Origin of the sequence: Pseudomonas eutrophicaquae, from assembly GCF_023544715.1 — a bacterium.
In the GTDB taxonomy this organism is placed as follows: Bacteria; Pseudomonadota; Gammaproteobacteria; order Pseudomonadales; family Pseudomonadaceae; genus Geopseudomonas.
This window is the reverse complement of the sequence record NZ_JAMJEZ010000001.1, coordinates 148,060-167,900: the sequence shown is the minus strand read 5'-3', so window position 1 is coordinate 167,900 and position 19,841 is coordinate 148,060. Positions and strand designations below refer to the sequence as shown.

The 19,841-nt window shown below is 65.9% G+C and carries 21 protein-coding genes; 10 read left to right on the top strand and 11 right to left on the bottom strand.

Annotated features, from left to right (window positions below):
• Positions 1–20 precede the first annotated feature (20 nt).
• Positions 21–602 (bottom strand): RNA polymerase sigma factor RpoE, encoded by a 582-nt coding sequence (gene rpoE / locus MXC11_RS00815; protein ID WP_250003927.1) that lies wholly within the window; start codon positions 600–602, stop codon positions 21–23.
• Positions 603–822: 220 nt separating this feature from the next.
• Between rpoE and nadB the strand changes: the two genes are divergently transcribed.
• Positions 823–2,442 carry an L-aspartate oxidase gene (nadB, locus tag MXC11_RS00810; RefSeq protein ID WP_250003925.1) on the top strand — a complete coding sequence of 540 codons (1,620 nt, stop codon included), beginning with the start codon at positions 823–825 and terminating at the stop codon, positions 2,440–2,442.
• Here nadB and MXC11_RS00805 read toward each other — a convergent pair.
• The gene (locus MXC11_RS00805) at positions 2,427–2,897 is read right to left on the bottom strand and encodes a protein YgfX (RefSeq protein WP_250003923.1); all 471 of its coding nucleotides are present in this window, start codon (positions 2,895–2,897) and stop codon (positions 2,427–2,429) included. The genes nadB and MXC11_RS00805 overlap by 16 nt on opposite strands.
• Positions 2,881–3,138, bottom strand: a complete 258-nt coding sequence (locus MXC11_RS00800; protein WP_250003922.1) for an FAD assembly factor SdhE — start codon at positions 3,136–3,138, stop codon at positions 2,881–2,883. The genes MXC11_RS00805 and MXC11_RS00800 overlap by 17 nt, the downstream gene beginning before the upstream one ends.
• A gap of 128 nt (positions 3,139–3,266) precedes the next feature.
• Between MXC11_RS00800 and ygfZ the strand changes: the two genes are divergently transcribed.
• On the top strand, positions 3,267–4,205 hold the full coding sequence (gene ygfZ, locus MXC11_RS00795) for a CAF17-like 4Fe-4S cluster assembly/insertion protein YgfZ (protein ID WP_284060301.1): 939 nt from the start codon (positions 3,267–3,269) through the stop codon (positions 4,203–4,205).
• 6 nt (positions 4,206–4,211) lie between these two features.
• Here ygfZ and ung read toward each other — a convergent pair whose 3' ends face one another.
• From ung to MXC11_RS00775, 4 genes are all read right to left on the bottom strand, one after another.
• Positions 4,212–4,907: a uracil-DNA glycosylase gene (gene ung / locus MXC11_RS00790; RefSeq protein ID WP_250003920.1), complete on the bottom strand. Its 696-nt coding sequence runs from the start codon at positions 4,905–4,907 to the stop codon at positions 4,212–4,214.
• Between the two features lie 59 nt (positions 4,908–4,966).
• Entirely contained in the window at positions 4,967–5,614 is a 648-nt protein-coding gene (alkB, locus tag MXC11_RS00785; protein ID WP_462938082.1) for a DNA oxidative demethylase AlkB, read from the bottom strand.
• Positions 5,615–5,753: 139 nt separating this feature from the next.
• A complete protein-coding gene (locus tag MXC11_RS00780) occupies positions 5,754–6,917 on the bottom strand; it encodes a type III PLP-dependent enzyme (RefSeq protein WP_250003918.1) in 1,164 nt (387 codons plus the stop codon).
• 72 nt (positions 6,918–6,989) lie between these two features.
• The gene (locus MXC11_RS00775; protein WP_250003916.1) at positions 6,990–7,187 is read right to left on the bottom strand and encodes a hypothetical protein; all 198 of its coding nucleotides are present in this window, start codon (positions 7,185–7,187) and stop codon (positions 6,990–6,992) included.
• 93 nt (positions 7,188–7,280) lie between these two features.
• Between MXC11_RS00775 and MXC11_RS00770 the strand changes: the two genes are divergently transcribed.
• Together MXC11_RS00770 and MXC11_RS00765 are read left to right on the top strand one after the other, a co-directional pair.
• Complete coding sequence (locus MXC11_RS00770) at positions 7,281–8,864, top strand: peptide chain release factor 3 (protein ID WP_250003914.1); 1,584 nt, start codon at positions 7,281–7,283, stop codon at positions 8,862–8,864.
• A 58-nt stretch (positions 8,865–8,922) separates the two neighbouring features.
• Complete coding sequence (locus tag MXC11_RS00765) at positions 8,923–9,714, top strand: TatD family hydrolase (RefSeq protein WP_250003912.1); 792 nt, start codon at positions 8,923–8,925, stop codon at positions 9,712–9,714.
• Positions 9,715–9,728: 14 nt separating this feature from the next.
• On the opposite strand, the gene ampE is transcribed toward MXC11_RS00765, so the two are convergent.
• Positions 9,729–10,574, bottom strand: coding sequence for a regulatory signaling modulator protein AmpE (gene ampE / locus MXC11_RS00760; protein ID WP_250003910.1), 846 nt, complete (start codon positions 10,572–10,574; stop codon positions 9,729–9,731).
• Positions 10,571–11,128 (bottom strand): 1,6-anhydro-N-acetylmuramyl-L-alanine amidase AmpD, encoded by a 558-nt coding sequence (ampD, locus tag MXC11_RS00755; RefSeq protein WP_250003908.1) that lies wholly within the window; start codon positions 11,126–11,128, stop codon positions 10,571–10,573. Before ampD ends, ampE begins: the two co-directional genes overlap by 4 nt.
• Positions 11,129–11,278: 150 nt before the next feature.
• Here ampD and nadC point away from each other — a divergent pair, with 150 nt between their 5' ends.
• Entirely contained in the window at positions 11,279–12,127 is an 849-nt protein-coding gene (gene nadC / locus MXC11_RS00750) for a carboxylating nicotinate-nucleotide diphosphorylase (protein WP_250003907.1), read from the top strand.
• 60 nt (positions 12,128–12,187) lie between these two features.
• Here the strand turns inward: nadC and MXC11_RS00745 are convergent, their stop codons facing one another.
• Positions 12,188–13,576: a PhoH family protein gene (locus MXC11_RS00745; protein ID WP_250003905.1), complete on the bottom strand. Its 1,389-nt coding sequence runs from the start codon at positions 13,574–13,576 to the stop codon at positions 12,188–12,190.
• A gap of 231 nt (positions 13,577–13,807) precedes the next feature.
• Between MXC11_RS00745 and yaaA the strand changes: the two genes are divergently transcribed.
• Positions 13,808–14,587, top strand: a complete 780-nt coding sequence (gene yaaA / locus MXC11_RS00740) for a peroxide stress protein YaaA (protein WP_250003904.1) — start codon at positions 13,808–13,810, stop codon at positions 14,585–14,587.
• 119 nt (positions 14,588–14,706) lie between these two features.
• On the opposite strand, the gene MXC11_RS00735 is transcribed toward yaaA, so the two are convergent.
• Positions 14,707–15,186, bottom strand: a complete 480-nt coding sequence (locus MXC11_RS00735) for a pilin (protein ID WP_250003903.1) — start codon at positions 15,184–15,186, stop codon at positions 14,707–14,709.
• A 229-nt stretch (positions 15,187–15,415) separates the two neighbouring features.
• On the opposite strand from MXC11_RS00735, the gene pilB reads away from it, so the two are divergent.
• Genes pilB through coaE form a run of 4 tightly spaced genes read left to right on the top strand, consistent with a single transcriptional unit; the run spans position 15,416 to position 19,818 of the window.
• Positions 15,416–17,107, top strand: a complete 1,692-nt coding sequence (gene pilB / locus MXC11_RS00730) for a type IV-A pilus assembly ATPase PilB (RefSeq protein WP_250003902.1) — start codon at positions 15,416–15,418, stop codon at positions 17,105–17,107.
• Positions 17,104–18,306 (top strand): type II secretion system F family protein, encoded by a 1,203-nt coding sequence (locus MXC11_RS00725; protein ID WP_250003900.1) that lies wholly within the window; start codon positions 17,104–17,106, stop codon positions 18,304–18,306. Before pilB ends, MXC11_RS00725 begins: the two co-directional genes overlap by 4 nt.
• A 3-nt stretch (positions 18,307–18,309) precedes the next feature.
• A complete protein-coding gene (locus tag MXC11_RS00720; protein WP_250003898.1) occupies positions 18,310–19,161 on the top strand; it encodes a prepilin peptidase in 852 nt (283 codons plus the stop codon).
• Between the two features lie 48 nt (positions 19,162–19,209).
• The gene (coaE, locus tag MXC11_RS00715; protein ID WP_250003897.1) at positions 19,210–19,818 is read left to right on the top strand and encodes a dephospho-CoA kinase; all 609 of its coding nucleotides are present in this window, start codon (positions 19,210–19,212) and stop codon (positions 19,816–19,818) included.
• The last annotated feature ends 23 nt before the right edge of the window (positions 19,819–19,841 follow it).

Sequence of the window (19,841 nt, the reverse complement as noted above, 5' to 3'; positions counted from 1 at the left end):
CGGGCGGGTACTGCCTGTCCTCAGGATTCCTGCAGCAGCGGCTGCAGCACCTTGTCGATCGCTTCACGCGCGCGGAAGATCCGCGAGCGCACCGTTCCTATCGGACATTGCATGACGCTGGCAATCTCCTCGTAACTCAGGCCCTCGAACTCGCGCAGGGTCAGGGCCCGACGCAGCTCCTCCGGCAGCGCGGCGATGGCGCGATGCACGGTCGCCTCGATCTCGTCGCGCAGCAGGGCGCGCTCGGGGGTCTCGATATCCTTGAGGGCATGATCACCCTCGAAAAACTCGGCATCCTCGGCACTCACATCGCTGCCTGGCGGGCGGCGGCCGCGAGCGACTAGGTGATTCTTGGCCGTGTTCACCGCGATGCGGTATAGCCAGGTGTAAAAGGCACTTTCCCCGCGGAAATTGCCCAGCGCCCGGTACGCCTTGACGAAGGCCTCCTGGGCGACGTCCTGCGCCTCATGGGCATCGTGCACGAAGCGCACGACCAGTCCGAGCACCTTGTGCTGGTACTTGAGCACCAGCAGATCGAACGCGCGCTTGTCACCGCGCTGGACACGCTCGACCAGTTGCTGATCGGCTTCCTGGATTAGCATTGCGACTCCTAATCAATGCCCGGGCAGGCAGGCAGACCCCGACAGGCCCGACCAGTGTGGCGTAGACCTGGGGCTGCGATGAAAGTTCTGCTGGGGGCGGCGGCAGCCGTTCGCGATCCCGCAGGCCGGCTGCCGGTAAAAGCCGCCGAGACGGCCGGTATTTTGCCGATTGGGCCTTGGATATACTAGGCAGCCCCGTTATCGCGGAAGTTCAGTTCCCATGAGCCAGCATCATCAGTACGACGTCCTCGTCATCGGCAGCGGCGGTGCCGGCCTTGCCCTGGCACTCAATCTGCCCGAGCACCTCAAGGTCGCCGTCCTGAGCAAGGGCGATCTGGCCGGCGGCTCCACTTACTGGGCCCAGGGCGGCGTCGCCGCCGTGCTGGACGACAGCGACAACATCGACTCCCATGTCCAGGACACGCTGGTCGCCGGCGCCGGTCTCTGCCATGAAGATGCCGTGCGCTTCACCGTTGAGCACAGCCGCGAGACCATCGACTGGCTGATCGAGCAGGGCGTGCCCTTCACCCGCGACGATGAACACAGCCGCGGCCAGCAGGGCTTTGCCTTCCACCTGACCCGCGAGGGCGGCCACAGCCATCGGCGCATCATCCACGCGGCTGACGCCACCGGTGCTGCGATCTTCACCACCCTGCTTGAGCGCGCGCGTCAGCGCCCGAACATCGAGCTGCTGGAGCAGCGCGTGGCGGTTGATCTGATCACCGAGCGCAAGCTCGGCGGGCTGGGCAATCGCTGCCTCGGCGCCTATGTGCTGGATCGCCGGCGCGGCGAGGTCGATACCTTCGCTGCGCGCTTCGTGGTGCTGGCCACCGGCGGCGCCGCCAAGGTCTACCTCTACACCAGCAACCCGGACGGCACCTGCGGCGATGGCATTGCCATGGCCTGGCGCGCGGGCTGTCGGGTCGGCAATCTGGAGTTCAACCAGTTTCACCCGACCTGCCTGTACCACCCGCAGGCCAAGAGTTTTCTGATCACCGAAGCGGTGCGCGGCGAAGGCGGACAGCTCAAGCTGCCCAACGGCGAGCGCTTCATGCTCCGCTTCGATCCGCGCGGCGAGCTGGCCCCGCGCGACATCGTCGCCCGCGCCATCGACCATGAAATGAAGCGCCTGGGCATCGACTGTGTATACCTGGACATCAGCCACCGGCCCGCCGAGTTCATCCGCGAACACTTCCCGACCATCTACGAGCGCTGCCTGGGCTTTGGCATCGACATCACCCGCGAGCCGATCCCGGTGGTGCCGGCGGCCCACTACACCTGCGGCGGTGTGCTGGTCGATCACCACGGCCAGACCGATGTGCCCGGCCTGTATGCGATCGGCGAGACCAGCTTCACCGGCCTGCATGGCGCCAACCGGCTGGCCAGCAACTCGCTGCTGGAGTGCTTCGTCTACGCCCGCGCCGCGGCAGCCGATATCGTCCAGCAGCTACCGCACAGCGGCGTCCCGCGCACCCTGCCGGGCTGGGATGCCAGCCAGGTCACCGACTCGGACGAGGATGTGATCATTGCGCACAACTGGGACGAACTGCGGCGCTTTATGTGGGATTACGTCGGCATCGTGCGCACCAGCAAGCGTTTGCAGCGCGCCCAGCACCGGGTGCGCCTGCTGCTGGCGGAGATCGACGAGTTCTACAGCAATTACAAGGTCAGTCGCGACCTGATCGAGCTGCGCAACCTGGCGCTGGTCGCCGATCTGATGATCCGCTCGGCCATGCTGCGCCACGAGAGCCGCGGCCTGCACTACACCCTCGACTACCCGGAAACCCTGAGCGACGCCCGGGACACCCTGCTGGTGCCGCCGGCTTATCGACCGGTCTGATCCGCTGGCCGCGCGGGCTGAGACGCCCGGGCAAAGCGCAGGCGCACCCGCAGACGCCGGTGCGCCCCAGCATCCAGGCTATCCGCCGGCAGGCACAGGGCTCGGTCGAACCACTGACCGGGCTGGCGATACTGCAGCACGACCAGCGCCGGCAGCACCAGCGTACCGGGGCGCAGCTGGATCGGCTGCCAACCCTCCCCGCCCGACTGCAGCCACCAGCCCTCTGCATCATGGCGCAGGCTGCCGGTGGCGTAACGGCCACCGGGCAGCAGGGTGCGCGAGAGCAGCCAGCCGGCGTGCAGCAGCGCCAGACTCAGCAGCAGACTGAGCACAGTCAATGGCAGAGGACTGGACAAACCTGCCAGGGCCAGCAGCCCCAGCAGACCCAGATAGAGTGCCAGCAGGCGCCGCGAGGGGCGCCAGTGGCAGAGGAAGGGCTCAGTGCGGCTGGACACGCGCGAGGATCATGCGAACCATGCGCTGATAGTCGGCATCCTCAGGCGTGCTGTAGGCCATGAACCAGCTGAACAGATCCGGGTCCTCGCACTTGAGCAACTTGCGAAAGCGCGCCTGATCCTCGGCATCCAGCTGGGGATAGGCCTCATCCAGGAAGGGCTTGAGCAGGACATCCAGCTCCAGCATGCCGCGACGGCACTCCCACTGCAGACGTTTGAGCTCGGTGTTTTCTTCAGTCATGTGCAACCTCCAGGGGCAGGTGGCGCATTATAACCATGCCCCCGCCCCCCGCCAGCCTTGCCGCGACTGGCCAGCGCTGCCGGCCGGCCCTATGATGAGGGCCCGTTTTTTCAGGACCGGCGATCGATATGTCCGCACTCTTCTGCCTGCTCGACCACGAAGGCGTCCTCGCTGTCCACGGCGCGGAAGCTGCCAAGTTTTTGCAGGGCCAGCTGACCTGCAACCTCAACTACCTGGACGCCACCACCAGCAGCCTCGGCGCACGCTGTACGCCCAAGGGGCGGATGCTGTCGAGCTTTCGCATCGTGCCGCTGGCCGATGGCTTTGCCCTGGCCATGGACCGAGCACTGGCCGAGCCGCTGCGCGCAGAGCTGCAGAAATACGCAGCCTTTTTCCGCACGACCCGCCTGGTCGATGCCAGCAGCGACTGGGTGCGCTTCGGTCTGCTCGACGGGGATACGGCGCTCAGCGCGCTGGGCATCGATCTGCCGCCGGCTGCGGGCAGCGTCTGCCCTTACGGCGCAGGTCTGGCGGTACGCCTGCACGGTGGACACAGCGAGTTGTGGAGCCCGGCAGGGGAAGCCGCTGCGCTGGAGACGCGCCTGAGCACGCTGCTAAGCCGCGGCAGTCTGAATGACTGGCAACTGGCGCAGATCCGTGCCGGGGTCGGCCAGGTGGTGGAAGCCACCCGCGAGCTGTTCATCCCGCAGATGCTCAACCTGCAGAGCCTCGGTGGCGTCAGCTTCAAGAAGGGCTGCTACACCGGCCAGGAGATCGTCGCGCGCATGCAGTACCTCGGCCGCCTCAAGCGCCGCCTGTACCGCTTGCAGCTGGAAGGCGACACCGTACCGGCGCCGGCCACCGAGCTGTTCTCCCCGGTGCATGGCTCCTCGATCGGCGAGGTCGTGCTCGCGGCACGCAGCGCAGAGGGCGTAGAGCTGCTGGCCGTGCTGCAGGACAACGCCGTCGAGGATGGCCGCCTGCATCTGGGCAGCTTGGAAGGCCCGACTCTGCAGCTGCTCGAGCTGCCCTACACGATCGACGCCGACCGCGACATCCAGCACTGACTCCCGTTACAGATTGGGCAGCGCCCAATCGACCGGCTCGATGCCGCGCTGCGCCAGCCACTGGTTGGCGCGGCTGAAGTGCCCATTTCCCAGGAAGCCGCGGTGCGCCGACAGCGGTGAGGGATGCGCCGAGCGCAGGATCAGGTGCCGGGTCGGATCGATCAACGGCTCCTTGCTCTGCGCATGCGCGCCCCAGAGCATGAACACCAGATGCGGGCAATCCCGGTTGGCTACCTCGATCACCTTGTCGGTGAACGGCTGCCAGCCGGCCTTGGCATGCGAGCCGGCCTTGCCTTGCTCGACGGTCAGCGAGGTGTTGAGCAGCAGCACGCCCTGCTCCGCCCAATGCTGCAGGCAGCCGTGGTTGGGCGGATCGATGTTCAGGTCGCGCTTGAGCTCCTTGAAGATGTTCAAAAGCGACGGCGGCACCGGCACGCCGGGCGGCACCGAGAAGCACAACCCGTGGGCCTGACCCGGCCCGTGGTAAGGATCCTGACCGATGATCACCACCTTGACCTGCGCCAGCGGGGTGGAGTTGAGCGCATTGAAGATCAGCCCACCCGGCGGATAGATCTGCTTGTCAACGGCCTTTTCATGGCGCAGAAAGTCACCGAGCGCCTGCATGTAGGGCTGCTCGAACTCTGCCTGCAGGGCCAGCTTCCAGCCCGGCTCCAGCTTGATACGCTCCGCTGCGGCGCTCATCGCCTCTCCTCGTCACGGCCTAATCGGAGGCCGCACGCTAGGCAAGCCCTGAGCGCAAGTCAAGGCGCGGCACGGCGCAGGGTCAGATTGATGCGCTGCGCACCCATGCGCGGATGCTCGCCCGCCTCCAGCGGCAGGATGCCGTGATAGCGCAGCCGCGCCGGCCCACCCCAGACCAGCGCATCGCCATGCTGCAGGCGCAGCCGCTGCACCCGGTCACGGCGCTGCAACCCGCCGAGCAGAAAGGTGGCGGGCAAGCCCAGAGAGAAGGACACGATCGGCTGGCGGAAATCCGCCTCGTCACGGTCCTGATGCAGCCCCATGCGTGCCCCAGGGCGATACCGGTTGATCAGGCAGGCATCGGCCGCAAAGTCAGCAAAACCGGCCCGTTGCGCCGCCTGCCAGGACAGGCGCTGCAGCAGTGGTGGCAAGGCCGGCCAGGGCTGACCGCTCTGCGGGTCCTCACGGACATAGCAGTAACCCTGCGCCGTGCTGACCCAGCCCAGTGCACCGCAGTTGCTCATCGCCACCGACAGCGGCTGCCCTGAAGGCGTGTTCACCCGGCGCAGCGGCGCGGCGGCCAGCACCTCGCGCAGCGCATCCAGCAAAGGCTCCAGTTCCGGGAGCAGATACCCCGGCAACAGGCAGACGCCCGGCGCCAGCCATTGCACGTCCCCCGCCTCGCGGGCGAACAGATCATCGATCACGTTACCCCTCCGGATTGGCCATCTGCCCTTCAACATCACCACCGCGCGGATGCTATTGCCCTGACGCAGAAACGACAGACCCCGCACGCGGCGGGGTCTGTACAGCCTCAGCAGGTGACCGGCGTGCCGGTCAACCGGCTCAGAGGTAGTAGGCCTTGAGCGGCGGGAAGCCGTTGAATTCCACCGCGCTGTAGCTGGTGGTGTAGGCACCAGTGGACAGCCAATACAGGCGATCACCGATGGCCAGGTTCAGCGGCAGACCGTACTTGTAGTGCTCGTACATGATGTCGGCGCTGTCGCAGGTCGGGCCGGCGATGACCACTTCTTCCATCTCGCCCTTCTTCTCGGTCCAGATCGGGAACTTGATCGACTCGTCCATGGTTTCGATCAGGCCGGAGAACTTGCCCACGTCGGTGTACACCCAGCGCTCCACGGCGGTACGCGACTTGCGCGCCACCAGCACCACTTCACTGACCAGAATACCGGCGTTGGAAATCAGCGAGCGACCCGGCTCGAGAATGATTTCCGGCAGCTCGTCGCCGAAGTCTTCCTTGAGGAAGCGGGTGATCTCCTCGGCATAGGTCTCCAGGGTGTTGGTCTTGGCGATGTAGTTGGCCGGGAAGCCGCCGCCCATGTTGATCATCTTCAGGACGATGCCGTCTTCCTGCTTGAGACGCTCGAAGATCACCTTGACCTTGGCCACTGCCGCATCCCACACCGAGATGTCGCGCTGCTGGGAGCCGACGTGGAAGGAGATGCCGTAGGGCTCAAGACCCAGATCCCGGGCCAGTACCAAAAGGTCCATGGCCATGTCGGTCTGGCAGCCGAACTTGCGCGACAGCGGCCAGTCGGCGGTGGTGGAGCCTTCGGTCAGGATGCGCACATACACGCGCGAGCCCGGCGCCGCCTTGGCGATGTTGCGCAGATCCGCCTCGGAGTCGGTGGCGAACATGCGCACACCCTTGTCGTAGAAGTAGCGGATGTCGCGGGCTTTCTTGATGGTGTTACCGTAGCTGATGCGCTCCGGACCAACGCCGCGGCTCATCACCTTGTCCAGCTCGTAGATCGAGGCGATGTCGAAGCTGGAGCCCTTGTCGCGCAGCAGATCGATGATCTCCACCGCCGGGTTGGCTTTCACCGCATAGAAGATGTTGGCGAACGGGAAGCAGTTGCCCAGCTGATCATAGGCATCGGCGATGGTCTTGAGGTCGATGATCACGAAGGGGGTTTCGTGCTGGTCAGCGAAGGCCTTCATCTTCTTGAAGGTATCGCGCTCGAAGTAGTCTTCAACCTTGATGGACATGCATGGGCTCCAGTGATGGCAAAACAAGCTACGTGAAGGTGGTGGATTGGCCCGTGGGCCGTGAACGCCTGATCAGTTTCCCCACTTTGGTTCGCCTACTTCCCAAGGCATGTCGCCGAAAGCAAAAAGGTCAACCTCGGCAACCGGTTGACCTTGCTGTCTCGTCGTCAGTACTTGAGCCGGATGGATCGTTTCCAGCATGAGCGTTCGGGCGCGAACTTTAGGACCATAGGGGATGGGAATCAACCAAAAATTCAGCCGCAGGATCATCGGTCACGCCAGCGAACCGGCCGGGGGGCGCATCCGTTATAATCGCTGCCTTTTCTGACAGACCGACTACCACGTCGACGGGTTCCCATTGCGATGACCATTCAGGCCACCGAAGTCGCCAAGCGCCGTACCTTTGCGATCATTTCCCACCCCGATGCGGGCAAGACCACCATCACCGAGAAGCTGCTGCTGATGGGGCGCGCCATCGAAGTCGCCGGCACGGTGAAGTCGCGCAAGTCCGACCGCCACGCCACCTCCGACTGGATGGAAATGGAAAAGCAGCGCGGCATCTCGATCACCACCTCGGTGATGCAGTTCCCCTACCGCGCGCACATGATCAACCTGCTCGACACCCCCGGCCATGAGGACTTCTCCGAGGACACCTACCGCACCCTGACTGCGGTGGACAGCGCGCTGATGGTGCTGGACGGCGGCAAGGGCGTCGAGCCGCGCACCATCGCACTGATGGATGTCTGCCGGCTGCGGGATACTCCGATTGTGAGCTTTATCAACAAGCTCGACCGCGACATCCGCGACCCGATAGAGCTGCTTGACGAGATCGAGGCGGTGCTGAAGATCAAGGCCGCACCGATCACCTGGCCGATCGGCTGCTACCGCGACTTCAAGGGTGTCTACCACCTCAGCGAAGACAAGATCATCGTCTACCAGCCGGGTCACGGCCACGAGCGTATCGAGCAGCGCATCATCGACAAGCTCGACTCCCCCGAAGCCCGCGCGCACCTGGGCGATCTGTACGAGCGCTTCCTCGACGAGCTGGAGCTGGTGCAGGGCGCCTGCCACACCTTCGATCAGGACGCCTTCACCCGCGGCGAGATGACCCCGGTGTTCTTCGGCACCGCGCTCGGCAACTTCGGCGTCGATCAGGTGCTGGATGCGATCGTTGACTGGGCACCGATGCCGCTGTCGCGTGCCGCCCACGAGCGGGTGGTCGAGCCGACCGAGGAGAAATTCTCCGGCTTCGTGTTCAAGATACAGGCGAACATGGACCCCAAGCACCGCGACCGCATCGCCTTCATGCGCATCTGCTCGGGCAAGTACGAGAAGGGCATGAAGATGCGCCATGTGCGGATCAAAAAGGACCTGAAGATCGCCGACGCGCTGACCTTCTTCTCCAGCGAGCGCGAGCAACTGGAGGAAGCCTATGCCGGCGACATCATCGGCCTGCACAACCACGGCACCATCCAGATCGGTGACACCTTCAGCGAAGGCGAGCTGCTGGGCTTCACCGGCATCCCGCACTTCGCCCCGGAACTGTTCCGCCGCGTGCGCCTGAAGGACCCGCTGAAATCCAAGCAGCTGCGCCAGGGCCTGCAAGAGCTGGCCGAGGAAGGCGCCACCCAAGTGTTCTTCCCCGAGCGCAACAACGACATCATCCTCGGCGCGGTCGGCGTGCTGCAGTTTGATGTGGTCGCCAGCCGCCTCAAGGAGGAATACAAGGTCGAGTGCGCCTATGAGGCGATCAACGTCTGGTCGGCGCGCTGGATCGAGTGCAGCGATGAAAAGAAGCTCAAGGAATTCAAGGACAAGGCCTATGAGAACCTCGCCGTTGACGGCGGCGGCCACCTCACTTATCTGGCGCCGACCCGCGTCAACCTCAGCTTGATGGAAGAGCGCTGGCCGGACGTCAAATTCCGCGCCACCCGCGAGCATCACTGAGTCCCGAGTGGGCGCCGCAACGGCGCCCACTACACTTCCGGCAACCCCCGGAGGCGCCATGCAACTGATCGACACCCACACCCACCTGGATTTCCCCGATTTCGACGCCGACCGCCGCGCTGTGCTGGCGCGCTGCCGGACGCTCGGGGTGGAAAAACTGGTGGTGCTTGGCGTGCAGCAGGCCAACTGGCCGCGCCTGTGGCAACTGGTCGAGCAGGAGGATGGCCTCTACGCTGCCTTCGGCCTGCACCCGGTCTACCTCGACCAGCACAGCCCCGAGCATCTCGTCGAGCTGCGCCACTGGCTGCAGCGCCTGAGCGGACACCCCAAGCTCTGCGCCCTCGGCGAGTTCGGCCTCGACTGGTATCTCGAAGGGCTAGATCGTGTGCGCCAGCAGGCGCTGTTCGAGGCGCAGCTGGCGCTGGCCTGCGAGTTCGAGCTGCCCGCCCTGCTGCACGTGCGCCGCGCTCACGCGCAGACCATCGCTACCCTCAAGCGCTACCGACCGGCGCGCGGCGGCATCGTGCATGCCTTCGCCGGTAGCCTAGAGGAAGCGCGGGAATACCAGAAGCTCGGCTTTCGGCTCGGCCTGGGCGGGGCGGCCACCTGGCCGCAGGCCCATCGCCTGCGCAAGGTGGTCGCTGGATTGCCGCTGGAGAGCATCGTGCTGGAAACCGATGCGCCGGACATGGCCCCGAGCCTGTACCCCAACCAGCGCAACAGCCCGGAATACCTGCCGGACATCTGCACCGCCCTGGCGGCGCTGCGCGGTATCAGCGCGGCGGCGCTGGCCGAGGCCAGCTACCGTAATGCCTGCGCCTTGTTCGGCTGGCCCGTTGCCAGCCACTGAACCTGCGCCAAGCGTCAACCCAGCAGAACCCCGGCCGCCAGTACGCTGGCCCAGATCCAGCCGGCGCGCATCAATACGTGCTGCAAGTCCTCCAGACTGTGGACTGCCGCGCGGCCATCGCCCGGTAGAGGCTGGGCAGGCAACTCCGCGGCGGCTCGCCCGCCTTCCGCCAAGAGCTGCGGCGCACTGATCTTGCCATCGAGCAGATGACGGCGCAGCAGGGCTCCCGCAGTGACGAAGTTGCCGGCCAGCGCCAGGGCCAGCAGCAGCAGGCGCACCGGCAGTGCATCCAGCAGATGCCGCAGGCGCACCGCCGGCTCCTGCCCCGGCGTACCCGCCGGCTGCTCGCCGAGCACCGCCACCAGCCGATAGCCCAGCGCGCCCAGCGGCCCCAGCAGCGCGTAATAGAAGATCACCGCAAACCAGCCCTGATAGCTCTGCCAGAGCAGATACCCCTGCACCTGCTGCAGCAAGGCCGGTGCGCTGTCGGCGCGCAAGCCCAGCGTCTGTTCGGCATGCAGGCTGGCAGCCTGGTCATCCTCACGCAACCAGCGGGCGCGCAGCGCCGCCAGATCCGCCAGCGGCGTTCCCCGCCCGAAGCTCCACAACAGAATCAGCACATGCGCCGGCACCAGCAGCACGCCATAGGCCAGCGGAGCCAGGATCTGCAGCAACAGCGCCACCGGCAGCAGCAGCGCCAGCAGTGCGGCCAGCAGGGCCAGCCAGGCATGCCCCTTGAGGACGCGCGCCTGTATCAGCCACTCCAGAAAGCGCTGCAGCAGCGCATCCTGCTGGATCCGGCCATGCAGCGCGGTAAAGCGCTCCAGCAGCAGCGCCAGCAGCATCACCAGAAAACTCATGCCACCCCCTCCTGCAGCAGACGGCGATAGCGCCCCCAGTCAAAGGCCGGGCCGGGATCGGTCTTGCGGGTCGGTGCGATGTCGCTGTGTCCGCAGATTCGCTCCAGGGTGATGGCGGGATAAACGCATTGCAGGGCGCGGCTCAATGCGCCGAGCACCCGGTACTGCGCCTCGCTATAGGGCAGATGGTCCGTACCCTCCAGCTCGATGCCAATCGAGAAATCGTTGCACTGCGCCCGCCCGGCAAAGCACGACACCCCGGCATGCCAGGCCCGCTGGTTGCAGGGGACGAATTGGGTCAGCGTCCCATCCCGCTCGATCAGAAAGTGTGCCGACACCCGCAGCTCGGCAATATCGGCAAAATACGGGTGGCCCGCCGGATCCAGGCGATTGAGAAACAGGTTCTCCACCTCCCCCGTACCGAACTGCCCCGGGGGCAGACTGATGTTGTGGATGACCAGCAGCGACACCTCGCCATCCGGGCGCTCATTGCAGTTGGGCGAGGGGCAGCGACGGGCCTCAAGGCACCAGCCGGTCGAGGGATCGATATGCATGCGGACTCCTGTGACGATCTCCCGCCGATGGGAGCCGGACGCCACTCTAGAGCAGCCGCCCGCGCGGGCCAAGGCAATCACGGTCAGCCGGTTTTCCGGGACCTTGCGCAAAGCGCCTATAATCGGCCGACAACCCCCAGGGAGCCTGCCATGCCCAATCTGCGTCTTGCCGATCTCGGTGCCGAAATCACCGCCAATGTGCGCACCGCCCTTGCCGAGGACATCGGCAGTGGCGACATCACCGCCCAGCTGATCCCCGAGGAACGCATCGCCCGCGCCCGGGTCATTACCCGCGAGGCCGCCACCCTCTGCGGCACCGCCTGGGTCGATGAGGTCTTCCGCCAGCTCGACCCGCGCGTGCAGGTCACCTGGCACGTGGCCGATGGCGAGCGGGTGATGCAGGACCAGACCCTGTTCAGCCTGGAAGGCCCGGCACGCGCCCTGCTCAGTGGCGAGCGCAGCGCGCTGAATTTCCTGCAGCTGCTCTCCGGTATCGCCACCCGCTGCCGCGAGTACGCCGATCTGGTCGAGGGGACGGCGGTCAAGCTGCTCGATACCCGCAAGACCTTGCCCGGCCTGCGTCTGGCGCAGAAGTACGCGGTCACCTGCGGCGGTTGCCATAACCACCGAATCGGTCTCTACGATGCCTTCCTGATCAAGGAAAACCACATCGCTGCCTGCGGTGGCATCACCCAGGCCGTCGCTAGCGCCCGGCAGATCGCCCCGGGCCGCCCGGTGGAGGTGGAGGTGGAAAACCTTGACGAGCTGCGTGAAGCCCTGGCGGCCGGTGCCGACATCATCATGCTCGATGAGCTGGATCACGACGACATGCGCACCGCGGTCGCCCTCACCGCCGGGCGCGCCAAGCTGGAAGCCTCCGGCGGCATCAACCGCGACACCCTGCGCAGCTACGCCGAAACCGGGGTGGATTACATCTCGATCGGCACCCTGACCAAGGACGTCAAGGCCATCGACCTGTCGATGCGCCTAAGCCTCTGAGGCTCTGGCCATAAGTGAACGGGCGGCGCAGCCGGTGCGGTGCCGCCCGCCCTCGTCCGCTTACAGATGCTCTTCCGCGTACTCGGCCAGCACCGAGCGCGGCACGCCCTGCAGCATGATGTGCACGCCGTGGGGGAAGTCCTTGAAGCGCTCGGTCAGATAGGTCAGCCCCGAACTGGTCGCCGAGAGGTATGGCGTATCGATCTGCGCCAGGTTGCCCAGGCAGATCACTTTCGAGCCGTTACCGGCGCGGGTGATGATGGTCTTGACCTGGTGCGGGGTCAGGTTCTGGCACTCATCGATCAGCAACAGGGTCTGCTGGAAGCTGCGCCCGCGGATGTAATTGAGGGATTTGAACTGCAGCGGCACCTTCTGCAGGATGTAATCGACGCTGCCGTGGGTGTTCTCGTCATCGCTGTGCAGGGCCTCGAGGTTATCGGTGATCGCCCCCAGCCACGGCTCCATCTTCTCCGCCTCGGTGCCGGGCAGAAAACCGATGTCCTCATCCAGCCCCTGCACGCTGCGGGTAGCGATGATGCGCTTGTAGCGCTTGCTGACCAGGGTCTGCTCGATGGCCGCCGCCAGGGCGAGAATGGTCTTGCCGGAGCCGGCCGCGCCGGTCAGGTTGACCAGATGGATATCCGGATCCAGCAGCGCGTGCAGCGCCAGCGCCTGGTAGATGTCACGCGGACGCAGCCCCCAGGCTTCCAGCTCCATCGGGGACTGCTGGTGCAGGTCGAGGATCAGCAGCTCGCGCCCGTCCACCGCCTGAATCCAGCCGACAAAACCCTGCTCATCGAGGATGTACTCATTGATGTGCATGGCCGGCATGTCCTCGCCCAGCACCACGCTGTGCAGGGTGCGGCCGATTTCCTGACGGGTCTCGACCTTGCTGACCTGCTTCCAGAACGAGCCCTCGAAGGTGTGATAACCGCGCGGCAGCAGTGCCACATCATCGACCAGCTGGTCGGTGTGGTAATCCTCAGCCGCCACCCCGCAGGCCCGCGCCTTGAGGCGCATGTTGATGTCCTTGCTGACCAGCACCACCCGCACCGCCGGATGCCGGCGCTGCAGCTCGACCAGCTGATTGATGATGCGGTTGTCGTTGGCATTCTCCGGCAGGCTGCCCGAGACCACATCCACCCGGCTCATCAGGATCGACAGGCTGCCACGCGGCTCAGCCTTGCCGCGGGCAATCGGTACGCCGTGCTCGACCTGCTCGGGCGTGGCATCGCCCAGCAGCTGGTCGATCATGCGGATCGCCTGACGGCATTCGGCGGCCACGCTGTGCTTGCCGCGCTTGAGATGATCAAGCTCCTCCAGCACGGTCATCGGGATGGCCACCCGATGCTCCTGGAAGTTCAGCACCGCATTCGGGTCGTGAATCAGCACATTGGTATCGAGTACGTACAGCTTGGTCGGCGTGTTCGTCTGTGCAGTCTTGTCCATGTTCACTTACCTCGGGTGCTGGGAGCAGGCGACGGAAGGTGATTGACGATCCGCCAAGAGAAGCCATTCCGGTATGGCCTGTGTATCTGAATAGCGCAAAATGTCTGACGAATCAAAGCGCAAGACCCGATCAGCGGCATAGACACGCTCTTGCCTGACCGCCCCACCCCGGCCGCTCGCCGCAGGGCTTGGACTGCTAGAATGGCCCGACATCCTGAGGAGCCATTGACCATGCTGATGGTGCTTTCCCCCGCCAAGACCCTCGACTACAGCACCCGTACCGCCACGGAGCAGTACAGCCTGCCGGAGCATCTGGACGATGCGGCAAAGCTGATCGCGCAGCTGCGCACCCTGAGCCCGGCGGACATTGCCACGCTGATGAAACTCTCCGACAAGCTGGCCGGCCTGAACGTCGCCCGCTATACCGACTGGTCGCCCGAGACCACTTGGGCGAATGCGCGCCAGGCACTGCTGGCCTTTCGCGGCGACGTCTATACCGGCCTGGATGCTGACAGCTTGAGCGCTGACGATCTTGCCTTTGCCCAGCAGCATCTGCGCATCCTCTCCGGCCTGTACGGGGTACTGCGCCCCCTGGATCTGATGCAGCCCTACCGGCTGGAAATGGGCACCCGACTGGCCAATACCCGTGGCAAGGATCTCTACGCCTTCTGGGGCGAGCGCATCAGCCAGTGGCTGAACGAGGCACTGGCCGCACAGGGCGACCGGGTGCTGCTCAACCTGGCCTCCAACGAGTATTTTTCTGCGATAAAGCGCCCGGTGCTGCAGGCGCGAATCATCGATACCGAGTTCCGGGATCTCAGCCACGGCCAGTACAAGATCATCAGCTTCCACGCCAAAAAGGCCCGCGGCCTGATGGCCCGTTACGTGATCCGCCAGCGCCTGCAGGACCCGGATGACCTGCGCAGCTTCGATCTGGCAGGTTATCGCTACAGCGCCGGGCACTCCAGCCCCGACAAGCTGGTATTCCTGCGCGATGCGCCAGTGACCTGATCGGCCCGCGGCCCACCGCAATAGCCAGGCCCGCCCCGCGCAGCCCTGTACATCGGCATGGCCAGCGCGGGACCCAGGCACCGCCCTGCAAGAGCCGCGCGTGGACGGACCCCGGCGACTCAGCGGCAGTTGGCCGGTGCCAATCCTGCGGCCAGCGTGCCAGCCACGGCCGGGGCGGCGGCATCCTTGGCGCCACAGGCCCAGGCGATCATCTCGCCGGGCACACTGTAACTGCCCGTCGAATCCGGCAGCGCCGTCGGCGTAGCCCGGCCACCGGTATAGGGACGCAGCACCAGTGTGCCATCCGCCTGAATCGCACTCTGGAAGGTCACGGTGATCTGCCCAGTTTCGTCGTCGATCGCCACCGATTTGACGTTATCGGTAGCCGATGGGCTGCTCCAGCCCGCGCCATAGCGCACCCCGTTGGCGGCATTCTCGATCACCAGCGCCTTGGCGGAACTGGCCAGCACCAGCCCCTCGGAGACCTTGGTGCGCTTGAGATAATCCTGATAGGCCGGCATGCCGACCAGCACCAGGGCGCTGATGATCGCCACCACGATCATCAGCTCGATCAGGGTAAAGCCTCGCTGTGCATGCATCGCAAAATCCTTTTCCGTCTGCCGAAGTGGCGCCGCCCACTGTAGCCCTGCCCTGACCGTATTCCGGGCACACGCCCACAGTCGCGGCATGTTCTGCGACGCAGTGCCGGCTTCTGTACACCCAGCGCCGGCAAGACGTGACACGCTGCACGGCACCGCAACACCCCCGCCGCCGGGCCGCTCACCCCTGCATCACACTGGGACGCTGCCTCCTGCCACGGGATTTTCCATGCCTGCACCCAATCTGCCCCTGACCGGCCTGGCCCGGCATCTGCTCAACAGCGGCCTACTGGATCAGGCCACCTTGCAGCAGGCCAGCCTGGAGGCGCACCAGCGTGACCGGGCGCTGATCACCAGTCTGATTCAGCAGCGCCTGCTCAGCGCCCGGCAATTGGCCGAACAGGTGGCGGGATTGTTCGGCCTGCCACTGCAGACGCTGGATGCCTTGCCGGCGATCGATCTGCCCGAGCACCTGCAGGATGAGGCACTGAGCCGCCGCCACCGGGCACTGCCGCTGTGCCGGCGCGGTTCGCGTCTGCTGGTGGCGCTCTCCGACCCCGGCTGCCTGCCCGCCCTGCAAACCCTGCAGTTTCGCAGCGGACTGCAGATCGAGCCGCTGCTGCTTGATGACGACCAGCTCGGGCAAGCGATTGATCGACACTTTGGCCGCCATGACGGCGGGCTGGCCAGCCTTGAGGGCAGCCACGAGCCGACCGATGCGGACGCGACCAGCCGCACTGAACTGTCCGCCGATGAGGCACCGCTGGCGCGCTTCATCCATCACCTGCTGCGCGATGCGGTGCGCCGGGGAGCTTCCGACCTGCATTTCGAGCCCTATGAGTCGTTCTACCGGGTGCGTTTTCGCATCGATGGCCTGCTGCATGAAGTCAGCCGCCCACCCCAGGCGCAGGCGGCGCGTATCGCCGCGCGGCTCAAGGTACTGGCCGGGCTGGACATTGCCGAGCGGCGGCGCCCGCAGGATGGCCGCATCCGCCTGCCGCTGGAAGGGCTGACGGATATCGATCTGCGCATCAACAGCCTGCCGACCCTGTGGGGCGAGAAGATCGTGATGCGGATCCTCGATCAGTCCAGCGCGCGCCGGAGCATCGATGATCTGGGCTTTGATCCCGACCAGCAGGCGCTCTATCAACAGGCCTTGCAGCAGCCACAGGGGATGATTCTGGTGACCGGGCCAACCGGTTCGGGCAAGACGGTGTCGCTGTATGCCGGGCTGAACCTGCTCAACACCGAGGACATCAACATCGCCACCGCCGAGGATCCGGTGGAAATCAACCTGCCCGGGATCAACCAGGTCAACGTCAATCCACGTCAGGGGCTGGACTTTGCCCAGGCGCTGCGCGCCTTTTTGCGCCAGGACCCGGATGTGCTGATGGTCGGCGAGATCCGCGATCTGGAAACCGCCGGGATTGCCATCAAGGCAGCGCAGACCGGGCACCGGGTACTCTCCACCCTGCACACCAACAGCGCTGCAGAGACCCTGACCCGTCTGCGCAACATGGGGATTCCCGCGGTGGACATTGCCACCTCAGTGAGCCTGATCATTGCCCAACGCCTGGTGCGGCGCCTGTGCCCGCACTGCAAGACGCCGCAGACCCTGCCGGACAACGCCCTGCGCGAGCAGGGCTTTGCCCCGCAGATGCAGGGCAGCCTGCACCTGTACCAGCCCCAGGGTTGCCCGGCCTGTCAGGATGGCTATCGCGGGCGTATCGGTGTCTATGAGGTGGTGCGCGTGACGCCCGCTCTGCAGCAACTGATCCTGGCCGGCGGCAACGCTCTGGAGCTGGCCGCCCAGGCCCGCCAGGAAGGCTTTGCCGACCTGCGCCAGGCGGGCCTTGCCAAGGCGGCGCGGGGTCTGACCAGTCTCGCCGAGGTCAACCGGCTGACCCTGGAGGCGACATGAAGCGCACACCACAGACCTTCTGCTGGCAGGCCCTGGATGCGCGCGGCCAGCGCCACAACGGCGAGCTGCAGGCCGACAGCCGCCTGCAGGCACGCGCCCTGCTGCGCCGGCAAGGCTTGCAGCCTCTGCGCCTCTACAGGGCCCGGCGCCTGTTCAGTGGCCAGCGCAGGCAGCAACGCGAGGCCCCTGCACTGCTGGCCCGCCAGTTGGCCAGCCTGCTCAAGGCCGGTGTACCGCTGCTGCAGGCGCTGGATCTCTTGGCCACCGGCAGCGCGCCCTGGCTGCGCCAGCGGTTACAGGATATTCGCCGCCATGTGGCCGAAGGCCATAGCCTGCATCAGGCACTGCGCCGGCATCCGGAGCAATTCGACCGGCTGTACTGCAGCCTGGTGGCGGTCGGCGAGCAGTCCGGCACCCTTGACCGCCTGCTGGAGCGTCTCGCCCGCGAGCGGGACAAGGGGCAACAATTGCAGCGCCGGATCCGCCAGGCCTTGCGCTACCCGGTGCTGGTTCTGCTGATCGCCTTGCTGGTCTGCGTGATCCTGCTGGTCGAGGTGGTGCCGCAGTTCGAGGCCATGTTCGCAGGCTTTGGCGCCGCCTTGCCGGCGGCCACCCGGCTGGTGATCGCCCTCTCCGAGCAGCTCCGCCAGAGCGGGCCATTCGTGCTGCTGGCCAGCTTGCTCTCGCTGAGCGCCTACCGTTACCTCTACACACGCCACCCGGCACTGCGCCTGCGTCAGGATCGACTGCAACTGCGGCTGCCGCTGCTCGGCCGTGTACAACAACAGGGGCTGACCGCGCAGTTTGCACGCACGCTGGCCACCACCTTTGCGGCCGGCGTGCCACTGCTCGAGGCCCTGGACGCCTGCGCCGAGGCGGCCGGCAATCGGGTATTCCAGCAGGCCATTCGCCATGTGCGCCAAGAGGTGAGCGGCGGTCAGCCGTTGCACGTTGCGCTGCGGGCTGCCAAGGTGTTCCCGCCCCTAGCCATCCAGATGATCGCCGTGGGAGAAGAAGCCGGCGCGCTGGACAGCCTGTTGGAGCGGATCGCGGACTATTACGAAACGGAAGTGGACACCATGGTCGATACCCTGACCTCCCTGCTGGAGCCGATGATCATGGCCATGCTTGGCCTGCTGGTCGGCGGTCTGGTACTGGCAATGTACCTGCCGCTGTTCCAGCTGGGTGCGGCGGTGTAAACCATGCTGCCACCCTTCTCGCTCAGTACCCTGCAGCTCGACTGCGCCCTCGCCCTGCTGCTGATTGGCCTGCTGATCGGGCGGCTGATCAACCTGCTGACCTATCGACTACCGCAACTGATGCACTGCGACTGGCAGCTGCAGGCCCGGGAAATTCTCGGCCTGTCCACCGACGCAGCGGCGCACCCCGCCGCCCCCTACCCGCTGCGCGACTGCGCGCACTGCGGCCGGAGGCAGCCACTGCAGCACCTGCTGCCGCTGGCCGGGCTGCTCTGGCCGGCGGCCTGCCCGGCCTGTGGCCACCGCCCTGGCGGGCGCAATGGCCTGGTCGAGATCGGTTTTGCCCTGCTGGCCGCCGGCCTTGGCGGCTGGCTCGGCTGGCAGCTGCTGACGGTCTGGCTGCTGCTGCTGGCCGCAGGACTGCTGACCCTGAGCCTGATCGACGCCGACCACCACCTGCTGCCCGATGCGCTGGTGCTGCCACTGCTGTGGCTGGGGCTGCTGCTCAACCAGGGGTCGCTGCTGAGCAGCCCGAGCGCCGCCTTCTGGGGGGCGGTCAGCGGGTATCTGATTCTCTGGAGCCTGTACTGGCTGTTCCGGCTGGTCACCGGCCGCGAAGGCATGGGCTATGGAGACTTCAAGCTGCTGGCCATGCTCGGGGCCTGGGGCGGCTGGCAGATCCTGCCGCTGACCCTGCTGCTGGCCTCGTTCACTGGCGCGCTGGTCGGGCTATTCCTGCTGCGCCGGCGCGGCAGTCCAGCGGGTACGCTGCTGCCCTTTGGCCCTTATCTGGCACTGGCCGGCTGGATCGCCCTGCTGCTGGGTGAGCGCGGGCACCTGCTGCTGCCCGGGTAGCGCACGGCTCAGGCAGCGGTGATAATCCCGGCCTGATCATTGCGGAGCATGGCCGTGAAACCCTGGATCCTTGGACTGACCGGCGGCATTGGCAGCGGCAAGAGTGCCGCCGCCGCCCACTTTGCCCGTCTGGGCATCCATCAGGTCGATGCTGACCAGAGCGCCCGGCGGGTGGTCGAGCCGGGCCAGCCGGCGCTCGAGCAGATCGTTGCCGAGCTGGGCAGCGGCATTCTGCAGGCCGATGGCCAGCTGGATCGGGCGGCCCTGCGCGCACGCATCTTTGCCGAACCGGCGCTGCGCCAATGGCTGGAAATGCTGCTGCATCCGCTGATCCGTCAGGACCTGCGCCAGCGCCTGGCCGAGGCCGACTCACCCTATGCCATTCTGGTCGCGCCCCTGCTCACCGAATCACCGGCCCTGCGCCAGATGGTCGAACGCATTCTGGTGGTGGATGCTCCAAAGGCCCTGCAGCTGACCCGCACCATGCAGCGCGACGGGGTGGACGAGGCTCAGGTGCGCGCGATTCTGGCCACCCAGGCCCAGCGCGAGGAGCGCCTGCGCCATGCTGATGATGTGCTGTGCAATGACCGCGACCTTGGCTGGCTGCACAGTGAAGTCGAGCGCCTGCATCGCTTTTACCTGCAGCTGCGCGCCTGATCCCCCCACACCCGCCCCTGCGA

What these genes read in the sequence shown, in the direction of transcription:
- MXC11_RS00780 (WP_250003918.1), bottom strand. Translation starts at nt 6,917, where the DNA reads ATGTCCATCAAGGTTGAAGACTACTTCGAGCGCGATACCTTCAAGAAG.
- ampE (WP_250003910.1), bottom strand. Translation starts at nt 10,574, where the DNA reads ATGAGTTTTCTGGTGATGCTGCTGGCGCTGCTGCTGGAGCGCTTTACC.
- nadC (WP_250003907.1), top strand. Translation starts at nt 11,279, where the DNA reads ATGCCCAATCTGCGTCTTGCCGATCTCGGTGCCGAAATCACCGCCAAT.
- MXC11_RS00765 (WP_250003912.1), top strand. Translation starts at nt 8,923, where the DNA reads ATGCAACTGATCGACACCCACACCCACCTGGATTTCCCCGATTTCGAC.
- ung (WP_250003920.1), bottom strand. Translation starts at nt 4,907, where the DNA reads ATGAGCGCCGCAGCGGAGCGTATCAAGCTGGAGCCGGGCTGGAAGCTG.
- MXC11_RS00800 (WP_250003922.1), bottom strand. Translation starts at nt 3,138, where the DNA reads ATGACTGAAGAAAACACCGAGCTCAAACGTCTGCAGTGGGAGTGCCGT.
- ampD (WP_250003908.1), bottom strand. Translation starts at nt 11,128, where the DNA reads ATGCATATCGATCCCTCGACCGGCTGGTGCCTTGAGGCCCGTCGCTGC.
- MXC11_RS00725 (WP_250003900.1), top strand. Translation starts at nt 17,104, where the DNA reads ATGAAGCGCACACCACAGACCTTCTGCTGGCAGGCCCTGGATGCGCGC.
- MXC11_RS00745 (WP_250003905.1), bottom strand. Translation starts at nt 13,576, where the DNA reads ATGGACAAGACTGCACAGACGAACACGCCGACCAAGCTGTACGTACTC.
- yaaA (WP_250003904.1), top strand. Translation starts at nt 13,808, where the DNA reads ATGCTGATGGTGCTTTCCCCCGCCAAGACCCTCGACTACAGCACCCGT.
- MXC11_RS00720 (WP_250003898.1), top strand. Translation starts at nt 18,310, where the DNA reads ATGCTGCCACCCTTCTCGCTCAGTACCCTGCAGCTCGACTGCGCCCTC.
- nadB (WP_250003925.1), top strand. Translation starts at nt 823, where the DNA reads ATGAGCCAGCATCATCAGTACGACGTCCTCGTCATCGGCAGCGGCGGT.
- MXC11_RS00775 (WP_250003916.1), bottom strand. Translation starts at nt 7,187, where the DNA reads ATGATCCTGCGGCTGAATTTTTGGTTGATTCCCATCCCCTATGGTCCT.
- coaE (WP_250003897.1), top strand. Translation starts at nt 19,210, where the DNA reads ATGGCCGTGAAACCCTGGATCCTTGGACTGACCGGCGGCATTGGCAGC.
- pilB (WP_250003902.1), top strand. Translation starts at nt 15,416, where the DNA reads ATGCCTGCACCCAATCTGCCCCTGACCGGCCTGGCCCGGCATCTGCTC.
- MXC11_RS00770 (WP_250003914.1), top strand. Translation starts at nt 7,281, where the DNA reads ATGACCATTCAGGCCACCGAAGTCGCCAAGCGCCGTACCTTTGCGATC.
- MXC11_RS00735 (WP_250003903.1), bottom strand. Translation starts at nt 15,186, where the DNA reads ATGCATGCACAGCGAGGCTTTACCCTGATCGAGCTGATGATCGTGGTG.
- ygfZ (WP_284060301.1), top strand. Translation starts at nt 3,267, where the DNA reads ATGTCCGCACTCTTCTGCCTGCTCGACCACGAAGGCGTCCTCGCTGTC.
- rpoE (WP_250003927.1), bottom strand. Translation starts at nt 602, where the DNA reads ATGCTAATCCAGGAAGCCGATCAGCAACTGGTCGAGCGTGTCCAGCGC.